General features: G+C 71.2%; 16 protein-coding genes. 11 read left to right on the top strand and 5 right to left on the bottom strand.

The features are described 5' to 3' along the window. Positions 1-212 precede the first annotated feature (212 nt). The 4 genes from ettA to ACLQ3K_RS20425 all read left to right on the top strand — a co-directional run bounded on the left by ettA (position 213) and on the right by ACLQ3K_RS20425 (position 7,445). On the top strand, positions 213-1,886 hold the full coding sequence (gene ettA / locus ACLQ3K_RS20440) for an energy-dependent translational throttle protein EttA (protein ID WP_224645479.1): 1,674 nt from the start codon (positions 213-215) through the stop codon (positions 1,884-1,886). Positions 1,887-2,078: 192 nt separating this feature from the next. Beyond that, positions 2,079-6,299, top strand: a complete 4,221-nt coding sequence (locus ACLQ3K_RS20435; protein WP_426001316.1) for an NAD-glutamate dehydrogenase — start codon at positions 2,079-2,081, stop codon at positions 6,297-6,299. A 67-nt stretch (positions 6,300-6,366) separates the two neighbouring features. Beyond that, positions 6,367-6,804: an acyl-CoA thioesterase gene (locus ACLQ3K_RS20430; protein ID WP_308011419.1), complete on the top strand. Its 438-nt coding sequence runs from the start codon at positions 6,367-6,369 to the stop codon at positions 6,802-6,804. Next, positions 6,801-7,445: a hypothetical protein gene (locus ACLQ3K_RS20425; protein WP_426001315.1), complete on the top strand. Its 645-nt coding sequence runs from the start codon at positions 6,801-6,803 to the stop codon at positions 7,443-7,445. Before ACLQ3K_RS20430 ends, ACLQ3K_RS20425 begins: the two co-directional genes overlap by 4 nt. Here ACLQ3K_RS20425 and ACLQ3K_RS20420 read toward each other — a convergent pair. Beyond that, a complete protein-coding gene (locus tag ACLQ3K_RS20420; RefSeq protein WP_224645483.1) occupies positions 7,434-8,075 on the bottom strand; it encodes a MerR family transcriptional regulator in 642 nt (213 codons plus the stop codon). The two genes, ACLQ3K_RS20425 and ACLQ3K_RS20420, sit on opposite strands and share 12 nt — an antisense overlap. A gap of 82 nt (positions 8,076-8,157) precedes the next feature. Between ACLQ3K_RS20420 and ACLQ3K_RS20415 the strand changes: the two genes are divergently transcribed. Next, a complete protein-coding gene (locus tag ACLQ3K_RS20415; protein WP_224645484.1) occupies positions 8,158-8,643 on the top strand; it encodes a DUF4188 domain-containing protein in 486 nt (161 codons plus the stop codon). Between the two features lie 13 nt (positions 8,644-8,656). On the opposite strand, the gene ACLQ3K_RS20410 is transcribed toward ACLQ3K_RS20415, so the two are convergent. Together ACLQ3K_RS20410 and ACLQ3K_RS20405 are read right to left on the bottom strand one after the other, a co-directional pair. Beyond that, positions 8,657-10,255, bottom strand: a complete 1,599-nt coding sequence (locus ACLQ3K_RS20410) for a glycoside hydrolase family 13 protein (protein ID WP_426001314.1) — start codon at positions 10,253-10,255, stop codon at positions 8,657-8,659. An 11-nt stretch (positions 10,256-10,266) separates the two neighbouring features. Beyond that, positions 10,267-10,671, bottom strand: a complete 405-nt coding sequence (locus tag ACLQ3K_RS20405; RefSeq protein WP_224645486.1) for a globin — start codon at positions 10,669-10,671, stop codon at positions 10,267-10,269. Between the two features lie 78 nt (positions 10,672-10,749). Here ACLQ3K_RS20405 and ACLQ3K_RS20400 point away from each other — a divergent pair, with 78 nt between their 5' ends. The 4 genes from ACLQ3K_RS20400 (at position 10,750) to ACLQ3K_RS20385 (ending at position 14,099) form a co-directional block, all read left to right on the top strand. Beyond that, positions 10,750-12,570 carry a sensor domain-containing diguanylate cyclase gene (locus ACLQ3K_RS20400; RefSeq protein ID WP_426001313.1) on the top strand — a complete coding sequence of 607 codons (1,821 nt, stop codon included), beginning with the start codon at positions 10,750-10,752 and terminating at the stop codon, positions 12,568-12,570. Positions 12,571-12,716: 146 nt separating this feature from the next. Then, complete coding sequence (locus tag ACLQ3K_RS20395) at positions 12,717-13,307, top strand: HNH endonuclease (RefSeq protein WP_415677451.1); 591 nt, start codon at positions 12,717-12,719, stop codon at positions 13,305-13,307. 65 nt (positions 13,308-13,372) lie between these two features. Next, positions 13,373-13,630, top strand: a complete 258-nt coding sequence (locus tag ACLQ3K_RS20390) for an aa3-type cytochrome oxidase subunit CtaJ (RefSeq protein WP_068526454.1) — start codon at positions 13,373-13,375, stop codon at positions 13,628-13,630. After that, positions 13,617-14,099, top strand: coding sequence for a DUF5130 domain-containing protein (locus ACLQ3K_RS20385; RefSeq protein ID WP_224645489.1), 483 nt, complete (start codon positions 13,617-13,619; stop codon positions 14,097-14,099). Before ACLQ3K_RS20390 ends, ACLQ3K_RS20385 begins: the two co-directional genes overlap by 14 nt. Before the next feature lie 67 nt (positions 14,100-14,166). Here the strand turns inward: ACLQ3K_RS20385 and ACLQ3K_RS20380 are convergent, their stop codons facing one another. Continuing rightward, positions 14,167-14,490 (bottom strand): YchJ family protein, encoded by a 324-nt coding sequence (locus ACLQ3K_RS20380; protein WP_426001312.1) that lies wholly within the window; start codon positions 14,488-14,490, stop codon positions 14,167-14,169. A gap of 96 nt (positions 14,491-14,586) precedes the next feature. On the opposite strand from ACLQ3K_RS20380, the gene ACLQ3K_RS20375 reads away from it, so the two are divergent. Continuing rightward, entirely contained in the window at positions 14,587-15,048 is a 462-nt protein-coding gene (locus ACLQ3K_RS20375) for a nuclear transport factor 2 family protein (RefSeq protein ID WP_426001311.1), read from the top strand. Positions 15,049-15,108: 60 nt separating this feature from the next. Here ACLQ3K_RS20375 and pepN read toward each other — a convergent pair whose 3' ends face one another. Continuing rightward, a complete protein-coding gene (gene pepN / locus ACLQ3K_RS20370; RefSeq protein WP_426001310.1) occupies positions 15,109-17,676 on the bottom strand; it encodes an aminopeptidase N in 2,568 nt (855 codons plus the stop codon). A gap of 177 nt (positions 17,677-17,853) precedes the next feature. On the opposite strand from pepN, the gene ACLQ3K_RS20365 reads away from it, so the two are divergent. Next, positions 17,854-18,483, top strand: coding sequence for a DsbA family protein (locus ACLQ3K_RS20365; protein ID WP_426001309.1), 630 nt, complete (start codon positions 17,854-17,856; stop codon positions 18,481-18,483). Positions 18,484-18,501 lie beyond the last annotated feature (18 nt).

Genomic DNA, 18,501 nt, shown 5'->3' with positions numbered 1-18,501 from the left:
GCACGAGTCAAACGCGGGGCGGGGTGCGGCGCGCGAGTGGCCGACTACTCGATTCCGGGGCGGCGCGCTACCCGGTCCGCCGCGCGTGCACCGCGTGGGTCGCGTGCGCTCGCCCCGGTCTGGTACCCGCCCGCGGGTGCCGGTCGGTAGGCTGGAGTCGTTTGCCCCCGGCACACCGGTGGGTCGTTTTCGCGTGAGACAGGGCAGGGACTGTGGCTGAGTTCATCTACACCATGAAGAAGGTGCGCAAGGCGCACGGCGACAAGGTCATTCTCGATGACGTGACGATGTCGTTCTACCCGGGCGCGAAGATCGGCGTGGTCGGCCCGAACGGCGCGGGCAAGTCGTCGATCCTCAAGATCATGGCCGGCCTCGACCAGCCGTCCAACGGCGAGGCCTTCCTGGACCCGGACGCCACCGTCGGCATCCTGATGCAGGAGCCGAAGCTCGACGAGACCAAGACGGTCAAGGAGAACGTCGAGGACGGCCTCGGCCAGACGATGGTCAACCTGCGCCGCTACAACGAGGTGGCCGAGCTGATGGCCACCGACTACACGGACGAGCTGATGGAGGAGATGGGGCAGCTGCAGGAGCAGCTCGACGCCGTCGACGCCTGGGAGGTCGACTCGCAGATCGAGCAGGCCATGGACGCCCTGCGCTGCCCGCCGGGCGACTCATCGGTGGAGAACCTCTCCGGTGGTGAGAAGCGCCGCGTCGCACTGTGCAAGCTGCTGCTGAGCAAGCCCGACCTGCTGCTCCTCGACGAGCCCACCAACCACCTGGACGCCGAGTCGGTGCTCTGGCTCGAGCAGCACCTCGCGGGCTACGCCGGCGCCGTCCTGGCCGTGACCCACGACCGGTACTTCCTGGACCACGTCGCGCAGTGGATCTGCGAGGTCGACCGCGGCAAGCTGCACGGCTACGAGGGCAACTACTCGGCGTATCTCGAGAAGAAGGCCGAGCGCCTCGAGGTGCAGGGCAAGAAGGACCAGAAGCTGCAGAAGCGGCTCAAGGAGGAGCTCGCCTGGGTGCGCTCCGGCGCCAAGGCCCGGCAGACCAAGAACAAGGCCCGCCTCGAGCGCTACGACGAGATGGCAGCCGAAGCCGAGAAGCACCGCAAGCTCGACTTCGAGGAGATCCAGATCCCCACGCCGCCGCGCCTGGGCAACGTGGTGGTCGAGGTCAAGAACCTCGACAAGGGCTTCGACGGCCGCGTGCTGATCAAGGATCTGTCGTTCACCCTGCCGCGCAACGGCATCGTCGGCGTGATCGGCCCGAACGGCGTCGGCAAGACCACGCTGTTCAAGACCATCGTCGGTCTCGAGAGCCCGGACTCGGGCGAGGTCAAGGTGGGCGAGACGGTCAAGCTCAGCTACGTCGACCAGAACCGCGCCAACATCGACCCGAAGAAGTCCGTCTTCCAGGTGGTCTCGGACGGGCTCGACTACATCACCGTCGGCCAGAACGAGATGCCGGCCCGCGCCTACGTCAGCGCGTTCGGCTTCAAGGGGCCGGACCAGCAGAAGCCGTCCGAGGTGCTCTCCGGTGGTGAGCGCAACCGCCTGAACCTGGCGCTTACGCTCAAGGAGGGCGGCAACCTGATCCTCCTCGATGAGCCGACCAACGACCTGGACGTCGAGACGCTGTCCAGCCTGGAGAACGCGCTGGAGCAGTTCCCCGGCTGCGCCGTGGTGATCTCCCACGATCGGTGGTTCCTGGACCGGACCTGCACGCACATCCTGGCGTGGGAGGGCAACGTCTCCGAGGGGCAGTGGTTCTGGTTCGAGGGCAACTTCGAGGCGTACGAGGCGAACAAGATCGAGCGCCTCGGCGCGGAGGCGGCGCGCCCGCACGCCGTGACGCACCGCAAGCTCACGCGCGACTGAGATCGAGCGCAGCGACGAAGCCCGCGACCGCACCGGTCGCGGGCTTCGTCGTCATTACTGGCGCGTAGCCCCCCTCCCGGTCGTAGTGTGGTGCCCGGAGCCGACAGGCTCCGTCACACCATGGCAACGGCGCCGCGTGCTGACCCCGCATTTGGCGTGCCGCTGTCACGACCCCGCAGGAGGAGCACGCCCGTGGCGCAGTCCGCGATCGATCCGTCCGTCTTCACTCGCGTCGCGTCCGTCGTGGCCACGCAGCCGCCCGGAAGGTCACCGTCCGACTTCCTGACGTGGCTGTCGGAGGACAACGCCCGCGTCCTCGGAAGCCGGGTCGACGGTGTCGGTACCGGCGTCCTCGCCGACCCCGACGCGAAGCTGCAGGCCGTGATCGACGCGATGCCCGCGCCCGAGCCGGGCGCCATCGCCGTGGTGGAACTGGCGCAGCCGCTCGGCGACGCGGCGGGCTCGCCCTTCCTGCTCGCCGCGGCGCCCTCGGACGGCAGCCCGGTCGACCTGTTCGCGATGGCCCTCACCGTGCTCGGCCTGCACCACAACGTCTTCGGCATCCCCATGGTGGGCGCGAAGATCGAGCGCGTGCTCGCCCGGATCGGCGTGGACCGGACGGACCCGGCCAACCAGCGCCTCATGGAGTACATCCAGACCTACCCCCGCCTGCGTCTCGTCGTCGCCGACGAGGACGAGCTGGCCCGCGTCTTCGGCGCCCTGCGCGACCTGGGCGACGACGACCTGGCCCTGTTCCTGCGCACCGACAAGCTGGCCCGGTTCGCGCGCGCCCTCGTCTACCTGCCCCGCGACCGCTACACCTCGCGGGCCCGCGGCGTCCTGATCGACGTGCTCGAGGACGAGACCGGCATGCACGTCGACCGGTTCACCGCCCGCGTCACCGAATCGGCGATCGCCCGGATCCAGTTCGTGCTGCTGCCGCGCGGCGAGGACACCGTCCCCGTCTTCCAGGCCGCCGACGAGGCGCGGATCCGCGCCCGGCTCGGCGACGTGAGCCGCACCTGGGACGAGGACGTCCTCTCGGCCGCCGTAGCCGCCGGCGCGGACGCCGCCACCGTCTCCGCGTACCTCCCGGGCATCTCGCCCAACTACAAGGAGGACCAGACCCCCGAGGTCGCGCTGCTCGACATCAACCGCATCGCGGCGCTCCCCGCGCAGGGCAGCGACCTCGTCTTCTACGACCCGCCGGAGGGCCGGGGCGCCAACCTCGGGTTCACCATGTACATGACCGGCGGGCAGGTCACGCTCTCGCAGGTGCTGCCGGTCCTGCAGTCCCTGGGCGTCGACGTGCTCGACGAGCGGCCCTACACGGTCCGCCGGCCCGACGGTGCGCTGTGCTCGGTCTACGACTTCGGGCTGCGGGTCTCGCCCGTGCTGCGCGCGACCGCGGCCGAGGGCGTCGCCGAGGCGGATCTTCCGGCGCACCTGGCGCGCCTGCGCGGGCTGGCGAGCGAGGGCGCCGCCGCCGTCTGGCGCGGCGAGGCCGAGGTGGACAAGTTCAACGAGCTGATCTTCGCGTTCGGCCTCGACTGGCGCAGCGTCGCGCTGCTCCGCGCCATCGGCCAGTACCTGCGGCAGTGCGGCTTCCCGTACAGCCCGGGCCACATGGCGCAGGTGCTGCTCGAGCACCGCGACGCGGTCCTCGCGCTGGGCCGGCTGTGGACCGCGACGTTCGACCCGATCGCGGCGGACTCCGACGCGGCGGAGGCGGCGGAGGCCGACCTCAAGGCCGCGTTCGCCGCCGTGACCAGCCTCGACGCCGACCGGATCCTGCGCGCCTACCTGCACGTCGTGCAGGCGGCCGTGCGCACCAACTTCTACGCCGACAAGCCGGTGATCTCCATCAAGCTGGAGCCCGGCCGTATCCCCGAGGCGCCCAAGCCGCGCCCGCGGTTCGAGATCTTCGTGTACTCGCCGCGCGTCGAGGGCGTCCACCTGCGGTTCGGAATGGTCGCCCGCGGCGGGCTGCGCTGGTCCGACCGCCGGGAGGACTTCCGCACCGAGATCCTCGGCCTGGTGAAGGCCCAGGCGGTCAAGAACGCGGTCATCGTGCCCGTGGGCGCCAAGGGCGGCTTCGTCGTGAAGCAGCCGCCGGAGGTCACGGGGGACGCCGCCGTAGACCGGGACGCGCAGCGCGCCGAGGGCGTCGCCTGCTACCGCATGTTCATCTCCGGCCTGCTCGACGTGACCGACAACCTCGGCCCCGACGGGGACGTGCTCCCGCCCGAGCGCGTGGTGCGCCGGGATCCCGACGACACCTACCTCGTGGTCGCCGCGGACAAGGGCACCGCCTCCTTCTCCGACATCGCCAACGACGTCGCGGCCGGCTACGGCTTCTGGCTCGGCGACGCCTTCGCCTCCGGCGGCTCCGAGGGCTACGACCACAAGGGCATGGGCATCACCGCCCGCGGCGCCTGGGAGTCGGTCAAGATGCACTTCCGCGAGATGGGCGTCGACACGCAGTCCGAGGACTTCACGACGGTCGGCGTGGGCGACATGAGCGGCGACGTCTTCGGCAACGGCATGCTGCTCTCCGAGCACATCCGGCTGGTCGCCGCGTTCGACCACCGCGACATCTTCCTCGACCCGAACCCCGACGCGGCCACCGGTTTCGCCGAGCGCGAGCGGCTGTTCGCGCTGCCGCGGTCGTCGTGGAAGGACTACGACACCAGCAAGATCAGCGAGGGCGGCGGCGTCTTCAGCCGCGACCAGAAGTCGGTGCCGATCAGCCCGCAGGTGCGCGCGGCGCTCGGCCTCGCCGACGACGTCACCGAGATGACCCCGCCGGAGCTCATGCGCGCGGTGCTGCTGGCCCCCGTCGACCTGCTGTGGAACGGCGGCATCGGCACGTACATCAAGGCGTCCACCGAGACGAACCTGGACGTGGGCGACCGCGCCAACGACGCGATCCGCGTCGACGGCCAGGAGGTGCGCGCCAAGGTGGTCGGCGAGGGCGGCAACCTGGGCGTGACCCCGCTCGGCCGCATCGAGTTCGACCGCGCCGGCGGCCGGATCAACACCGACGCCATGGACAACTCCGCGGGCGTGGACTGCTCCGACCACGAGGTCAACATCAAGATCCTGCTCGACCGGCAGATCGCCGCGGGCGCGATCCCCGCGGGCGAGCGGCACGACCTGCTGGTCTCGATGACGGACGACGTCTCGCGCCTGGTGCTCGCCGACAACGTCTCGCAGAACACGGCGCTGTCGGTCGAGCGCTCGCTCGCCCCGAAGATGGTCGACGTGCACGCGCGGATCCTCGCGGACCTGTCCCGCAACCGCGGCGTCGACCTGCGCCTGGAGGCGCTGCCGACCCGCAAGGAGACCGACAAGCTGCAGGCCGCGGGCCTGGGGCTGAGCTCGCCGGAGCTGTCGAACCTCATGGCCCACGTCAAGCTCGCCGTCAAGGACGACGTGCTGTCCGGGGACCTGCCGGACAACGACGTGCTCGTCGCGAAGCTGCCGGAGTACTTCCCGGACCGGCTGCGCGAGCGCGCGGGCGAGGCGGTCTTCGCGCACCCGCTGCGCCGCGAGATCGTCGCCACCCAGACGGTGAACGAGATGGTCGACAACGCGGGCGTCAGCTTCGTCTACCGCCTCGCCGAGGAGACCGGGGCCGGCGCGGCCGACGCCGTGCGCGCCTTCGTCGCGGTGAGCCGCGTCTTCGGCCTGCCGCGCACCTGGGCGGAGCTCAAGGAGGTGCCCGTCTCGGCGGGCGAGACCGCGGCGCTGCTCGCCGAGAGCCGCCGCGTGCTCGACCGCGGCGCCCGGTGGATGCTCACCAACCGGCCGCAGCCGATCGCGATCGGCGCGGAGGTCAACCGCTACGCCGACCGGATCGCCGCGCTGTCGGCCGCCATGGGCTCGTGGGACCTGCGTTACGACCGGCACGCGTGCGCCTCGTCGGACCGCGCGATCGCCGCGGGCGTGCCGGAGGAGCTGGCGTACACCGTGGGCCGCGCGCTGTACCGGTTCAGCCTGCTGGACGTGGTAGACATCGCGGACATCGCCGAGCGCGAGGACGACGAGGTGGGGCAGCTGTACTTCGCCCTCATGCAGCGCCTGCGGGTGGACGAGATGCTGGCGGCCGTCGCCGAACTGCCGCGCGGCGACCGGTGGAGCGAGATGGCGCGGCTCGCGCTGCGCGACGACCTGTACGGCGCGCTGCGGGGGCTGACGATCGAGGTGCTCAACTTCACCGATCCCACCGAGCCGGCGACGCAGAAGATCGGCGACTGGGCCTCGCACAACGCGCGTCGCCTCGAGCGGGTCGGCGCGCTGCTCGGCGAGATCCTCGATCCCGCCGACGGGACCAGCCCCATCGCCAACGACGAGTCGCGGCTCTCCGTCGCGACCCGCGCGCTCCGGTCGCTGCTGCGGCACGTGGGGTAGCCCCGGGGCGGTCCGCTAGCGTGGAGCCGTGACCGAATACAGCTTCACCGCGGCGGGCGTCACGGGCGTGCGCACCGTCGCCGACGACGGTGCCGCGAGCCTGACGGTGCCCGTGGACGTGCGCTGGTCCGACATGGACGTCTACCAGCACATCAACAACGCGCGCATGGTGACGCTGCTGGAGGAGGCGCGGATCCCGCTGCTCTTCGCGCCGGACGCGCCCACGCGCGACCTGCTCGACGGGCTGCTGCTGGCCAAGCTGGAGGTCGAGTACCGCGGGCAGCTGCGGCATCAGGACTCGCCGCTGCAGATCACGCTGTGGACCTCCGCGGTGCGGGCGGCGGACTTCGTGGTGCACCACGAAGTCCGGCCCGCCGGCGCCGCGCTCGCCACCGCGCCGGCGGTGGTCGCGCAGGTGCGGCTCGCCGCCTTCGACGTGGCGGAGCAGCGCGTGCGGCGGCTGTCGGGGGAGCAGCGCGACTACCTGAAGTCGTTCTCCCGGTGAGCGATCGACGCCTGACGGTGTCGGGCGCGGGGCCGCGCTCGAACCTCGCGGCCTTCGTCACCCGCCTACTGCGCACCGATGACTCGGCCGTGATCCGCGTGCGGCGCCGCGACGAGCAGCACGTGGAGGTCTGGGGGAGGACGGGCTTCGGGGTGCTCGCGGTGCGGGTGCTGACGGGGGCCGTCGCGCCGGAGTCGCTGGTGTGCAGCGCCGCGACCGTGCTCGACTCCCTGCGCGCGGCACCGTCGGACGAGGGCGGCTACGTGGACGTGGGCTTCGCCCTGGACTCCGCGTGGCGCGGGGCGCTGCCGCCCGCGACGGGCTTCCAGCCGGTGGACGACGTTCCGGCGCAGGCGCTGCGCGCGGTCGCGGCGCGCGGCGTCGAGGTGGGCCGCGAGACCGGTGGACCGGCGGGCCCGCCCGCGTCCCTGCTCGACTCCGAGGTGGTCAGCGTGAGCACCGACGGGACCACCGTGCCGATCAGCCTGCGCACCGCGTTCGCGTTGGAGGCCATGGGATTCGCCGCCGACGGTGCCGATGAGCCGGTCCGGGTGTCCGCGTCGGCGACCTGGGTGCGGGTGGACGCCCGGTTCGGCTCGCTGTACCAGCGGCGTGAGGCGGGGCCGGGCCTACTCGTCTGATCCGCCGTCCGCGCGCGTCGAGGCCTCGTAGAGCTGCGCGGTCCGGTTCTGCTGCGCGAGACGGCGCAGCGTCTGCAGGACCTTGTCGGAGAGCACGGTGCCGACGATCGCCGTCCGCAGCGCCTCGGCGTCGTCCCCGGTGAGGGTGTCGAGGTCCGACGCGGCCACCGTCTCCGCAGCGTCGGCCCAGCGTTCCAGGGTCTCCCGGCCGCCCACCTCGCACGTCTCGGCGAGCGCCTTGAGCTGCGCGCCGAGCTGGGGCAGCAGCACGTCGCCGTCCTGGATCCGCCAGCCGCGCTGGTCCACGAACTCGGTCGCCAGGGCGGTCCACTCGGCGTCCTCGTCGAACTGCGCGGCGTCCATGAGCGCCTCCTGCGCGACCCCGAGCAGCTCGTGCCGCGGCACCGTCGGGCTGTCCAGGGCGTCGATCACGCGCCGGACCTGGGCCAGGGAGAGGCCGCCGGAGTCGACCAGCGCGCGGATCAGCCGCACCCGCTCGACGTGGGCAGGGCCGTACTCGGACTGCGTCTTGGTGACCGGCTCGCCGGGCGCGAGCAGCGACTCGCGCAGGTAGTACTTGAGCGAGGCGGTGCTCACGCCGGTCTCCGTGGAGAGTTCCGACAATTTCATCCCTTGATCTTGACACGGGATAGCTTCACTCTCCAATATGGGTAGTGGCACTATCCAAGCTGGCTCCGGCAGGGAGAGACTCATGAACCACGATCTGCAGACCGATACCCACGACGGTGACCTGGTGGTGTTCCTGCTCGGCATGCGCCCGCGGCGCACGTGGCGCCTGGGACAGGCGGCGTTCGTCGGGCGCTCCCTGCGCAGGATGCAGGCCGAGATCGAGCGCGACCGGAAGCGCGGCGGTGCGCTGGGCTACCTGGGCGGATTCAAGGCGATCGCGCCGGGCGGCCCGCTCCTCGTGCAGTACTGGCGCAGCTTCGAGGAGCTCGAGACGTACTCGCACTCCACCGATTTCGCGCACCGGCCGGCCTGGCTGCAGTTCTACAAGATGGCCCACGCCGAGGGCCGCTCGACCGTCGGCATCTGGCACGAGACCTACCGGGTTCCGGCCGGCGCGCACGAGTCGATCTACGCGGACCTGTCGGCCCCGGTCGGGCTCGCCGCCGCCGTCGGCGCGCAGCCGCTGGCCCGACGGGGCCGGACCTCGCGGGAGCGGATCGGCGCCTGAGGCGTCGATCCGGTCAGGCGAGCCAGCAGGCGGCGTTCGGCGGCAGCAGACCGTCGACCAGCGGTGCGCTGGAGAGGATGACCTCGCCACCCGGCAGCTCGACGGGGCCGTCCGACGCGTTGAGCACGCAGGTCAGGCGGCCGTCGGTGCGCCGGAAGGCCAGCGCGCCGGGGCGTGGCGCGCCGTACCACTCGATGGCGTCGCCGCGGAACTCCGGCCGCATCCGGCGCAGCTCGATGGCGGTGCGGTAGAGCGTCAGCGTCGAATCGAGGTCCTCGAGCTCGGCCTCGGCCGTGAGGTCCTTCCAGTCGTCCGGCATCGGGAGCCAGGTGTCCGGGCTCGTCGAGAAGCCGTACGGCGGCAGCGTCCCCTGCCAGGGGAGCGGCACCCGGCAGCCGTCGCGGCCGCGCTCGGTGTGCCCGGACCGCTCCCAGGTCGGGTCCTGGAGGGCCCCGTCGGGCAGGTCGACGTTCGGCAGGCCCAGCTCGGAGCCGTTGTAGAGGAAGGCCGTTCCCGGGAGCGCCAGCTCCACCAGGATCATCGCCCGCGCGCGTGCCGTCCCCAGCTCGCCGCCGCCGAACCGGGTCACCTCGCGCGGCACGTCGTGATTGGAGAGCGTCCACGTCGGGATGCCGTTCACCGACTCGACCGCGATCAGCGAGTTGTCGATCGCCTCGCGGATCTCGCGCGCGTCCCACTCCGCCTCCGCGAGCCGGAAGTTGAACCCCAGGTGCAGCTCGTCGGGCCGGATGTACTCGGCGAACCGGTCGTTGTCCTTGACCCAGATCTCGCCGACGGTCACCCGGCCGGGGAACTCGTCCATCACCCGGCGGATGCGCCGATGGATCGCGTGCACGCCGGGATCGTTGAACCGCAGGTCGTTCTCGTCGTTGTCCATGATCTGGTTGTTGACCAGGTCCATGTCCGGCAGGCCCGCGGGCTTCGCCATGCCGTGCGCCACGTCGATCCGGAAGCCGTCGACGCCGCGGTTCAGCCAGAACCGCAGGGTCTCGGCCAGGTCCTGGAAGACGTCCTCGTTCTGCCAGTTCAGGTCGGGCTGCTCGGGCGCGAAGATGTGCAGGTACCACTGGCCGGGGGTGCCGTCGGCCTCGGTGACGCGGTGCCATGCCGGGCCGCCGAAGATGCTGGGCCAGTTGTTGGGGGGCTCGTCGCCGTGCGGCCCGCGGCCCTCGCGGAAGACGTACCGGTCGCGCTCCGGGCTGCCGGGCCCCGCGGCCAACGCCGCCTGGAACCACGGGTGCCGATCGGACGTGTGGTTCGGCACCAGGTCCATGGTCACGCGGATCCGGTGGGCGTGCGCCGCCGCGATCAGCTCGTCCATGTCCTGCAGGGTGCCGAAGAGGGGGTCGATGTCCCGGGGATCGGAGACGTCGTAGCCGTGATCGGCCATGGGGGAGCGCATCACGGGCGAGAGCCACAACGCGTCGACCCCGAGCAGCTCCAGGTAGCCCAGCCGGTCGATCACGCCGCGCAGATCGCCGACTCCGTCGCCGTTCGCGTCCGAGAAGGACCGGGGGTACACCTGGTAGAAGATCGCGTCCTTCCACCACGGGGCCTCGATGTAGTGGGGCGTGCGGACGGGTGGCGTCATCTCACTCCTGTTCAAGCGCCCATGGGGGTGTTCACGAGCATCTGTGCGGCCATCTCACAGTAGTTCCTGAGCTGCTGCTTGCGATCCGGGCTCATCCGCGCGTCGTCGATCGAGGCGATCGCCACGTCCATGCACCGCAGCCAGGCGTCGCGCTCGATCTCGGTGATGCGGAAGGGCACGTGCCGCATGCGGAGTCGCGGGTGTCCGCGCTGCTCGGAGTAGGTACGCGGCCCGCCCCAGTACTGCTCGAAGAACATCCGCAACCGCACTTCCGCGGGGCCGAGGTCCTCTTCCGGATACAGGGGGCGGAGCAGCTCGTCGCGCGCCACCTCCTGGTAGAAGCGGTGGATCAACTCCGCGAAGGTGTCCGCGCCGCCGACGGCGTCGTAGAAGCTCTGCTGGTCCGGCGTGCTCACGCCCTCCAGTCTCGCACGGGCCGTCTCGACGGCCGTTCGAGGTTCGTCGTCGCGCCGGACTCGCATACTGTCGGGACGATGAGCGAGGAATCGATCGACGCTGGCGACGGTGCCACGGTCCGGCGCCTGCGCGAGCGCGTCGCATCGCTGACCGCCGAGCTCGACGACACCCGGCGGTCCCTGCCCATGTTCCGGGCGATCGCCGAGGCGGCGACGGACCTCATCTACGTCAAGGACCTCGCGGGCCGGTACCTGTTCGTCAACGACGCCGTCGCCCGGCTCTACGGGGTCCGGGTGGCCGACTTCCTCGGCAACGACGACCGGCAGATGTTCGACCCGGCGGCGGCGGCGCAACTGCGGGAGACGGACCGCGAGATCATGCGCACCGGGGTCGGGCAGGAACTCGAGGAGTCGACGACCGTCGACGGCCTGGCGCGGACGTTCCTGTCCACGAAGTCCCCGTACCGCGACGCCGACGGCGAGATCGTCGGGCTGATCGGCGTGTCCCGCGACATCACCGACACCCGCAGCACCGCCGAGGAGGTCGCCGGGTTGCGGGCGCTCCAGGCCGCCGCGACCGCGGCGGCGAATCCCGGCCCGGTCTCGGGGGCCGATTTCGCCACCTTCCGCACCTTCCAGGCCATCGCCGACGCCGCGCCCGACTCCGTCTACGTCAAGGATCGCCAGGGGCGATTCATGTTCCTCAACCGTGCCGCGGTGCGCGTCCTGCAGGCCACCGAGTTGCCCATCGGCGAGGTGCTCGGGAGCACAGACGACGACTTCCTCGACGCCCGGGCCGCTGCGCGGGTCATGGACACCGACCAGGAGGTGATGGAGACCGGGATCGCGCAGGAGGTCGACGAGTCGGCCCTGATCGACGGCCGGTGGCGCACCGTCCGTTCGCTCAAGGCGCCGTACCGCGACGAGTCCGGCCGTGTGATCGGGCTCGTCGGGATCTCGCGCGACGTGACGGCGACCCGGCAGATGGAGGCCCGCCTCCTGCGCGCCGAGGCGCGCTGGCAGTTCGCGCTCGACACGGCCGGCGAGGGCATCTGGGACTGGGACCTCGCTTCGCGGGAGGTCTACTACTCGCCCCGCTGGAAGAGCATGCTGGGCTACGGCGCCGACGAGATCGGCGACACCACGAACGAGTGGGAGCGTCGGGTGCATCCCGACGACCTGGAGGCCGCCCTGCGCGCCATGAACCGGCACATGCGCGGCGAGACCGCGGAGTACCGCTGCGAGCACAGGATCCGGACGAAGTCGGGCGAGTACCTGTGGGTGCGCGGCCGGGGGCGCGTCATCGAGCGGTCCGAGACCGGCGCGATCGTGCGGATCATCGGCAGCCTGACCGACGTCACGGCCGAGATCGCCGAGCGGCGCGCGCTCCAGGACGCGGCGCAGGAACTCAGCCGGCTCGCGGAGATCGACGAGCTGACCGGGATCGCGAACCGGCGGGGCTTCGGTCGCGCGCTCGACGCCGCACTGCGCGAGGCGGCCGACGTCGGGGACCTCGTGCACCTCGCCCTCATCGACGTCGACGGCTTCAAGACCTACAACGACACCCACGGGCACGTCGTCGGGGATCACGTGCTGCGCGAGCTGGCCGCGGTGATCGCGCGGATCCCGTCCCGCCGGGGCGAGGTCGCGGCGCGGTACGGCGGCGACGAGTTGGCGCTGCTGCTGGTGGGCGACGTCGACCTGGCCGCGGTGCTCGAGTCGGTCCGGCGCGACATCCTCGCGCTCGGGCTCGCGCCGAACGGGCTGCCGGTCTCGGTCAGCATCGGCGGGGTGTCCGCGACGGCGTCGACCACGGCTCCGGGCCTGCTGCTGCACGAGGCGGACCGTCGGCTGTACCGGGCGAAGGCGGACGGCCGCAACCGGGTCGTCGCCGGTTAGGTCACCTGACGTTCACCCGGTATCCGCCGATTCGCCTCGGGAAATGCGCGGAAATCACCGTGCGGATCGCCGTCGGCCGTGGTGCACTACTAGAGGCGAAGGGCCTCGGCCGACCGGCGGGGCCCGCGCGACGGTGAGGAGTGTCGATGAAGCGAACGCACGCCGCGGGTGGCCCCGCGACCACGGCGCTCGCCGACGACTCCCGTTCCGGTGGTGCCGTGTGGGGCAAGCGCAGGGTGCTGCTGCTCAACGCCACCTACGAGCCACTGACCGCGATCTCGATGCGGAGGGCGATAGTCCTCATGCTCAGGGATAGGGCCGACGTGGTCCACGACGATCCGAACGGTCCGCTGGTTCATTCAGCGGACCGTTCGCTGTCTGTGCCGTCGGTCATCCGCTTGCGGACGTACGTCCGCGTGCCGTACCGCGCCCAGGTACCCATGACGCGCGCGGCGCTGATGCACCGCGACCGGTTCCGCTGCGGCTACTGCGGCGGCAAGGCCGACACCATCGACCACGTCCTGCCGCGCTCTCGCGGCGGCGGTCACGGTTGGGAGAACTGCGTCGCCTGCTGCGCGTCCTGCAACCACCGCAAGGCCGACCGGCTGCTGTCCGAAATCGGCTGGAAGCTGCGCACCGAGCCGCGGGCGCCGCAGGGGCGGCATTGGCGCCTCCTGTCGACGCTCAAGGAGGTCGACCCGATGTGGAGTCGGTATCTCGACCTCGATGCGGCATAGGCTAAGTTGTTCCACAGACCGACCAGCGCCGTCGGGCGTCCGACAGAGAAGGAAAGGGGCCCACAGTGAGCTTGCTCAACATCGTCGGCGGGATCACCGTCGTCGCGACGATCGTGATCGTCGTCCTGTGTGTCATCTCGATGGCCACCGGCCGCAACGAGAAGTACCAGCAGCCGGGCGAGTACAAGCTCGGTGAGCCGTGGACCCGCGAGCCCATGCTGTTCAGCGCGGTCGACGAGGCCCCGGTGGGCCCGCACGGTGCGCACCACGGCGACCATGACAACGAGAACCTGATCGGGGGTGCCGCTCGTGGCAAGTGGTGACCAGACGCAGACCGTCGCCGTTCCGCAGGGCGAGCTGCCCATCGGTACGGCCATCACGTCGAGCGGCCGCATCTCGGCGGCGCGCCAGGCGAGCGACAGCCCGGCCAACCCGCCGTTCTCCCGTGAGGAGCTGATCGGCCTCGACGAGGCGCTGATCCGCGCGACCCGCGACGCGAACGCCCGGTTCTCGGTGTACATCGGCGACCTGGGTGACGACGCGCACGCCGGCGCCGAGGCCGTGCTCCGCCAGGCTCCCGAGCCCGAGTACGCCGCACTCATCGCCGTCTCCCCGAACACGCGCGACATCGTCGTGCTCACCGGTAGCGGCGTCGCCGACCGCCTGGGCGACAAGGTCGCTCAGCTCGGCGTCACCGCCGCGATCCCGCCCTTCCAGGCCGGCGATCTGATCGACGGCGTCATCGCCGCCCTGCGCGTCATGGCCTCGGCCGTGAAGCCGCCCACGGCGTAAGCGCTTCGACAACGCGACAGGCCCACCGGATCCGTCCGGTGGGCCTGTCGCGTTCCCGGGGGGGGGGCTACTCGGGGAAGTCCCCGTCGACGTAGAACCACCGCCCGTCCTCGCGGACGAAGCGGGAGCGTTCGTGGAGGACGCCGTGCGCGCCGTCCGCGACGTACGTCGCCCGGAACTCGACGATGCCCGTGTCGTCGCTCGCGGCGCCGGCGACGGTGTCCACGATCTGCAGGCCGCGCCACCGCACGTCCTCGTCGAGCTCGAGGTCCGCCGGGCGGGTGCTCGGGTGCCACGAGGCGAGCAGCCACGCCGCGTCGCCGTCGCGGAAGGCGGCGAACCGGGAGCGCATCAGCGCCTCGGCGGTCTCGGGTGTGTGGTGTGCGTCCATTCGTGCAGCGTACGGCGATGGTCATCACGTTGTGCTCGGCGCCCGATCGTGTTCTGATCGAATCAAAGTATTGAAGTTTCAATGATTGGACACGGTATGAACCTCAACCGGACGATCCGTAACGCCGTCGCCGCAGTGCTGACCGTCGGCGCCCTGGTGCTTGGCGTCGCTGCGCAGGCGAGCGCGGCACCGTCGACCCCGCGGGAGGTCGTGACGGCCTTCTACACCGAGGGCTTCGTGCAGCGGGACATCGCGGGTGCGGCGCAGCGCTACATCGGCGACCACTACATCCAGCACAACCCCGAGGTCGCCGACGGCCGCGACGCCTTCGTCAAGGTGCTCGGGCCCGTCGTGAAGGACCCGAAGTACAGCACGTCGATCGTGCGCGTCGTCGCGGACGGCGACATCGTCGTGGTCTACGCGAAGTCGGTCTACGACGGCAAGGCGCAGGCGGTCGCCGACATCTTCCGCGTCGCGGGCGGCAAGATCGTCGAGCACTGGGACGTCATCCAGGACGACCCGGGCAAGACCGTGAGCGGCCACCCGTTCATCAGCTGAGCCCCGCACACGACCGCGGCCCCGGGATCATTCGATCCCGGGGCCGCCGTCGTACGAGTGTCAGGCGCGGTCGAAGGCCCGCGCCGCCAGCGAGCGGACGATGCCCGCGCGGCCCTCGAGCACGAGGCGGCGCAGGGCCGGGGGCTTGTCGCCCGCGAGCCAGGCGTCCGCGGCGGCCACGGCCCCGTCGGAGATGTCCCACGACGGGTACAGGCCCACGACCACCGTCTGCGCGACCTCGGAGGACCGGCGCCCCCACACCTGGTCGATCGAGTCGAAGTAGCGCGCCGTGAAGGGCGCCAGCAGCTCGCCCTGCCCGGGCGCGACGATGCCCGCGGAGATCGCGCGGGTCAGCGTGTTCGACAGCGAGTCGTCGCCGAACACCTTCTCCCAGGCCTCCTCCTTGACCCGGACGTCCGGCCGGGCGGCCAGCGCGGCCGCGGCGGACCGCTCGCCCGCGGCGGTCGGGTCGCGCAGCACCTCGGCCTCGATCTCGTCGGTGCCCGCGGCCCCGGCGCGCGCCAGGGCGGTCAGGAGGCGCCACCGCAGGTCGGTGTCGACGGTCAGCCCGGCCAGCCCGACGGTGGCGGGCTCGGCACCGTCGTACAGCGCCTGCAGCGCCTCGACCTCGGCGCGCCCCAGCGCCGACGCCGCGAGGGCGTTGACGAAGGCGAGCTGGAAGTCCGAGCCCGCCTCGGCATCGCGGGCCAGCCCGAGCAGGCCGGAGGCGAGCCGCTCGCGGCCCTCCGCGGCGGCCCAGGCCGGGTCGGCGTAGGACTCGACGGCCGTCTGCGCCTGCAGCACGACGCGCTGCACCACGCCCACCTCGGTCTCGGCGCCGATACCGCCGAGCACCAGCTCGACGAAGTCGCGGGCCCTCATCTCGGCCTGCCGCGTCATCTCCCAGGCCGCGGACCAGCCGAGCGTGCGGGGGAGCGAGTCGGCGATGTCCGCGATGCGGCTCGTCACCGTCGCCAGCGAGACCGGGTCCAGCCGCACCGAGCAGTAGGTGAGGTCGTCGTCGTTGACCAGAACGAGCTCGCCGCGGTGCACGCCCACCAGCTCCGGGACGTCGGTGCGCGCACCGACGACGTCGAGCTCGACGCGCTGCGTGCGCACCAGCTTCCCGTCCTGATCGGCGTACACGCCCACGGCGAGGCGGTGCGTGCGCAGCTCGCCGGCGCCCGGCTCCGCGCCCTCCTGGACGATGGCGAACCGGGTGAAGTTCCCGTCGCCGTCGACCTCGAAGTCGGGGCGCAGGATGTTGATGCCGGTGGTCTTGAGCCACTGGGCGCCCCAGTCCGACAGGTCGCGGCCCGACGAGGCCTCCAGCGCGCGCAGCAGGTCGTCGAAGGTGGCGTTGCCGAACTTGTGCTCCACGAAGTACGTGCGCAGGCCGGCGAGGAAGGGCTCGAGGCCCACGTAGGCGACGAGCTGCTTGAGCACCGACGCGCCCTTGGCGTAGGTGATGCCGTCGAAGTTGACCTCGACGGCCTGCAGGTCGGGGATGTCGGCCGCGACGGGGTGCGTCGACGGGAGCTGGTCCTGCCGGTACGCCCAGGACTTCTCGACGTTCGCGAAGGTGGTCCACGCCGAGGTGTACTCGGTGGCCTCCGCCTGGCTGAGCACCGACGCGAAGGTCGCGAAGGACTCGTTCAGCCACAGGTCGTCCCACCAGCGCATGGTGACCAGGTCGCCGAACCACATGTGCGCCATCTCGTGCAGCACAGTCTCGCAGCGGCGCTCGTAGAGGTAGCGCGTGACCTTCGACCGGAAGACGTAGTCCTCGAGGAAGGTGACCGCGCCGGCGTTCTCCATCGCGCCCGCGTTGAACTCCGGCACGAACAGCTGGTCGTACTTGCCGAAGGCGTAGGGGATGCCGAAGTTCTTGTGGTAGAAGCCGAAACCCTGCTTGGTCTCGGTGAACAGCCGCTCGGCGTCCATGTACTCGCCGAGGCTGGCACGGCAGAACAGGCGCAGGTCGATGGTGCCGTGCTCGTCCGTGTAGGCGTCCGTCCACACCGCGTACGGGCCCGCGATGAGCGCCACCAGGTAGGTCGACATCGGCTCGGTCGTGACGAAGGTCCAGCGGTGCGCGCCGGTCGGCAGCGGCTCCCGGGTCGCCTCCGCGCCGCCCGTCACCACGGTCCAGTCCGACGGTGCCGTCGCGGCCACGTCGAAGACGGCCTTGAGATCGGGCTGGTCGAAGCACGCGAACATGCGCTTGGCGTCGGCCGTCTCGAACTGCGAGTACAGGTAGACCGCGCCGTCCGCGGGATCGACGAAGCGGTGCAGGCCCTCGCCGGTGTTGGAGTAGAAGAACCGGCCCGAGATCACCAGCTCGTTCTCGGCAGCGAGGCCGTGCAGCGCGAGTCCGCCCTCCTCGGTGTAGTCGGAGGTGTCGACGGGCCGCCCGTTGAGCGTGGCCGTGATGCCGCTGGCGATGAGGTCGATGAACGTCTCCGCACCCGGCGTCGCCGTGAACGTGATCGTCGTGGTCGACCCGAAGGTCTTGTGGCCGGGCGCATCCGCCCCGTCGGTGAGGTCGAGGTCGATCGCGTAGCGCGAGACGGCGACGGTCGCGGCGCGCTCGGCGGCCTGGACCCGGGTGAGGTTGGGCGCGGACAAAGGGGACGCTCCTTCTGGACTCGGCGGACGGCGGAACCGGACGCACCGGCTCGACCCGTCCCACAATGCCACCCGCCGCCCCCGCGTGCCCGCGCGGGAAGCAGATCGGCGTGCGCGATGTTGCACGGGGGAGCAGGATCTTCTTGAGAAGTGACCGTCCCACGAGCAGGAGCCGAAGTGACCGATACCGCCCCGTCCACCGCCAAGGATCGCGTCGAGTTCTGGTTCGACCCGCTGTGTCCGTGGTGCTGGATCACCTCGCGGTGGATCCTCGAGGTCGAGAAGGTGCGCGACATCGACGTGCAGTTCCACGTCATGAGCCTGGCCGTCCTCAACGAGGGCCGCGACGACCTTCCCGAGATCTACCAGGAGCTGATGAAGACGGCGTGGGGCCCGGTGCGCGTCCTCATCGCCGCCGCCCAGCGCCACGGCGACGACGTGCTGCCGAAGCTGTACACCGCGATGGGCACCCGGATCCACAACGAGCAGAACAAGGATCTCGCCGTCGTGATCGCCGAGTCGCTCGCCGAGACCGGCCTCGAGTCGGACTTGGCCGCCGCCGCGAACAGCACCGACTTCGACGAGGCCCTGCGCGCGAGCCACCACGCCGGCATGGACAAGGTGGGACCCGACGTCGGTACGCCGACCATCCACGTCAACGGCACCGCGTTCTTCGGCCCCGTGCTCTCGCGCATCCCGCGCGGTGACGACGCGGGCCGCGTGTGGGACGGCGCTGTGCTCCTCGCGAGCTACCCGCATTTCTTCGAGCTCAAGAGGAGCCGCCACGAGGAGCCCGCGTTCGACTGACACCGCGAACGCAGAACC

Origin of the sequence: Tsukamurella sp. DT100 (assembly GCF_049844855.1) — a bacterium.
Taxonomy (GTDB): domain Bacteria; phylum Actinomycetota; class Actinomycetes; order Mycobacteriales; family Mycobacteriaceae; genus Tsukamurella.
This window is presented reverse-complemented; position numbering and strand designations above follow the sequence as displayed.

Excerpts from the sequence above, each read along its gene's own strand:
- ACLQ3K_RS20420 (WP_224645483.1), bottom strand. The coding sequence starts at position 8,075 with ATGAAATTGTCGGAACTCTCCACGGAGACCGGCGTGAGCACCGCCTCG.
- ACLQ3K_RS20415 (WP_224645484.1), top strand. The coding sequence starts at position 8,158 with ATGAACCACGATCTGCAGACCGATACCCACGACGGTGACCTGGTGGTG.
- ACLQ3K_RS20410 (WP_426001314.1), bottom strand. The coding sequence starts at position 10,255 with ATGACGCCACCCGTCCGCACGCCCCACTACATCGAGGCCCCGTGGTGG.
- ACLQ3K_RS20400 (WP_426001313.1), top strand. The coding sequence starts at position 10,750 with ATGAGCGAGGAATCGATCGACGCTGGCGACGGTGCCACGGTCCGGCGC.
- ACLQ3K_RS20395 (WP_415677451.1), top strand. The coding sequence starts at position 12,717 with ATGAAGCGAACGCACGCCGCGGGTGGCCCCGCGACCACGGCGCTCGCC.
- ACLQ3K_RS20380 (WP_426001312.1), bottom strand. The coding sequence starts at position 14,490 with ATGGACGCACACCACACACCCGAGACCGCCGAGGCGCTGATGCGCTCC.
- ACLQ3K_RS20375 (WP_426001311.1), top strand. The coding sequence starts at position 14,587 with ATGAACCTCAACCGGACGATCCGTAACGCCGTCGCCGCAGTGCTGACC.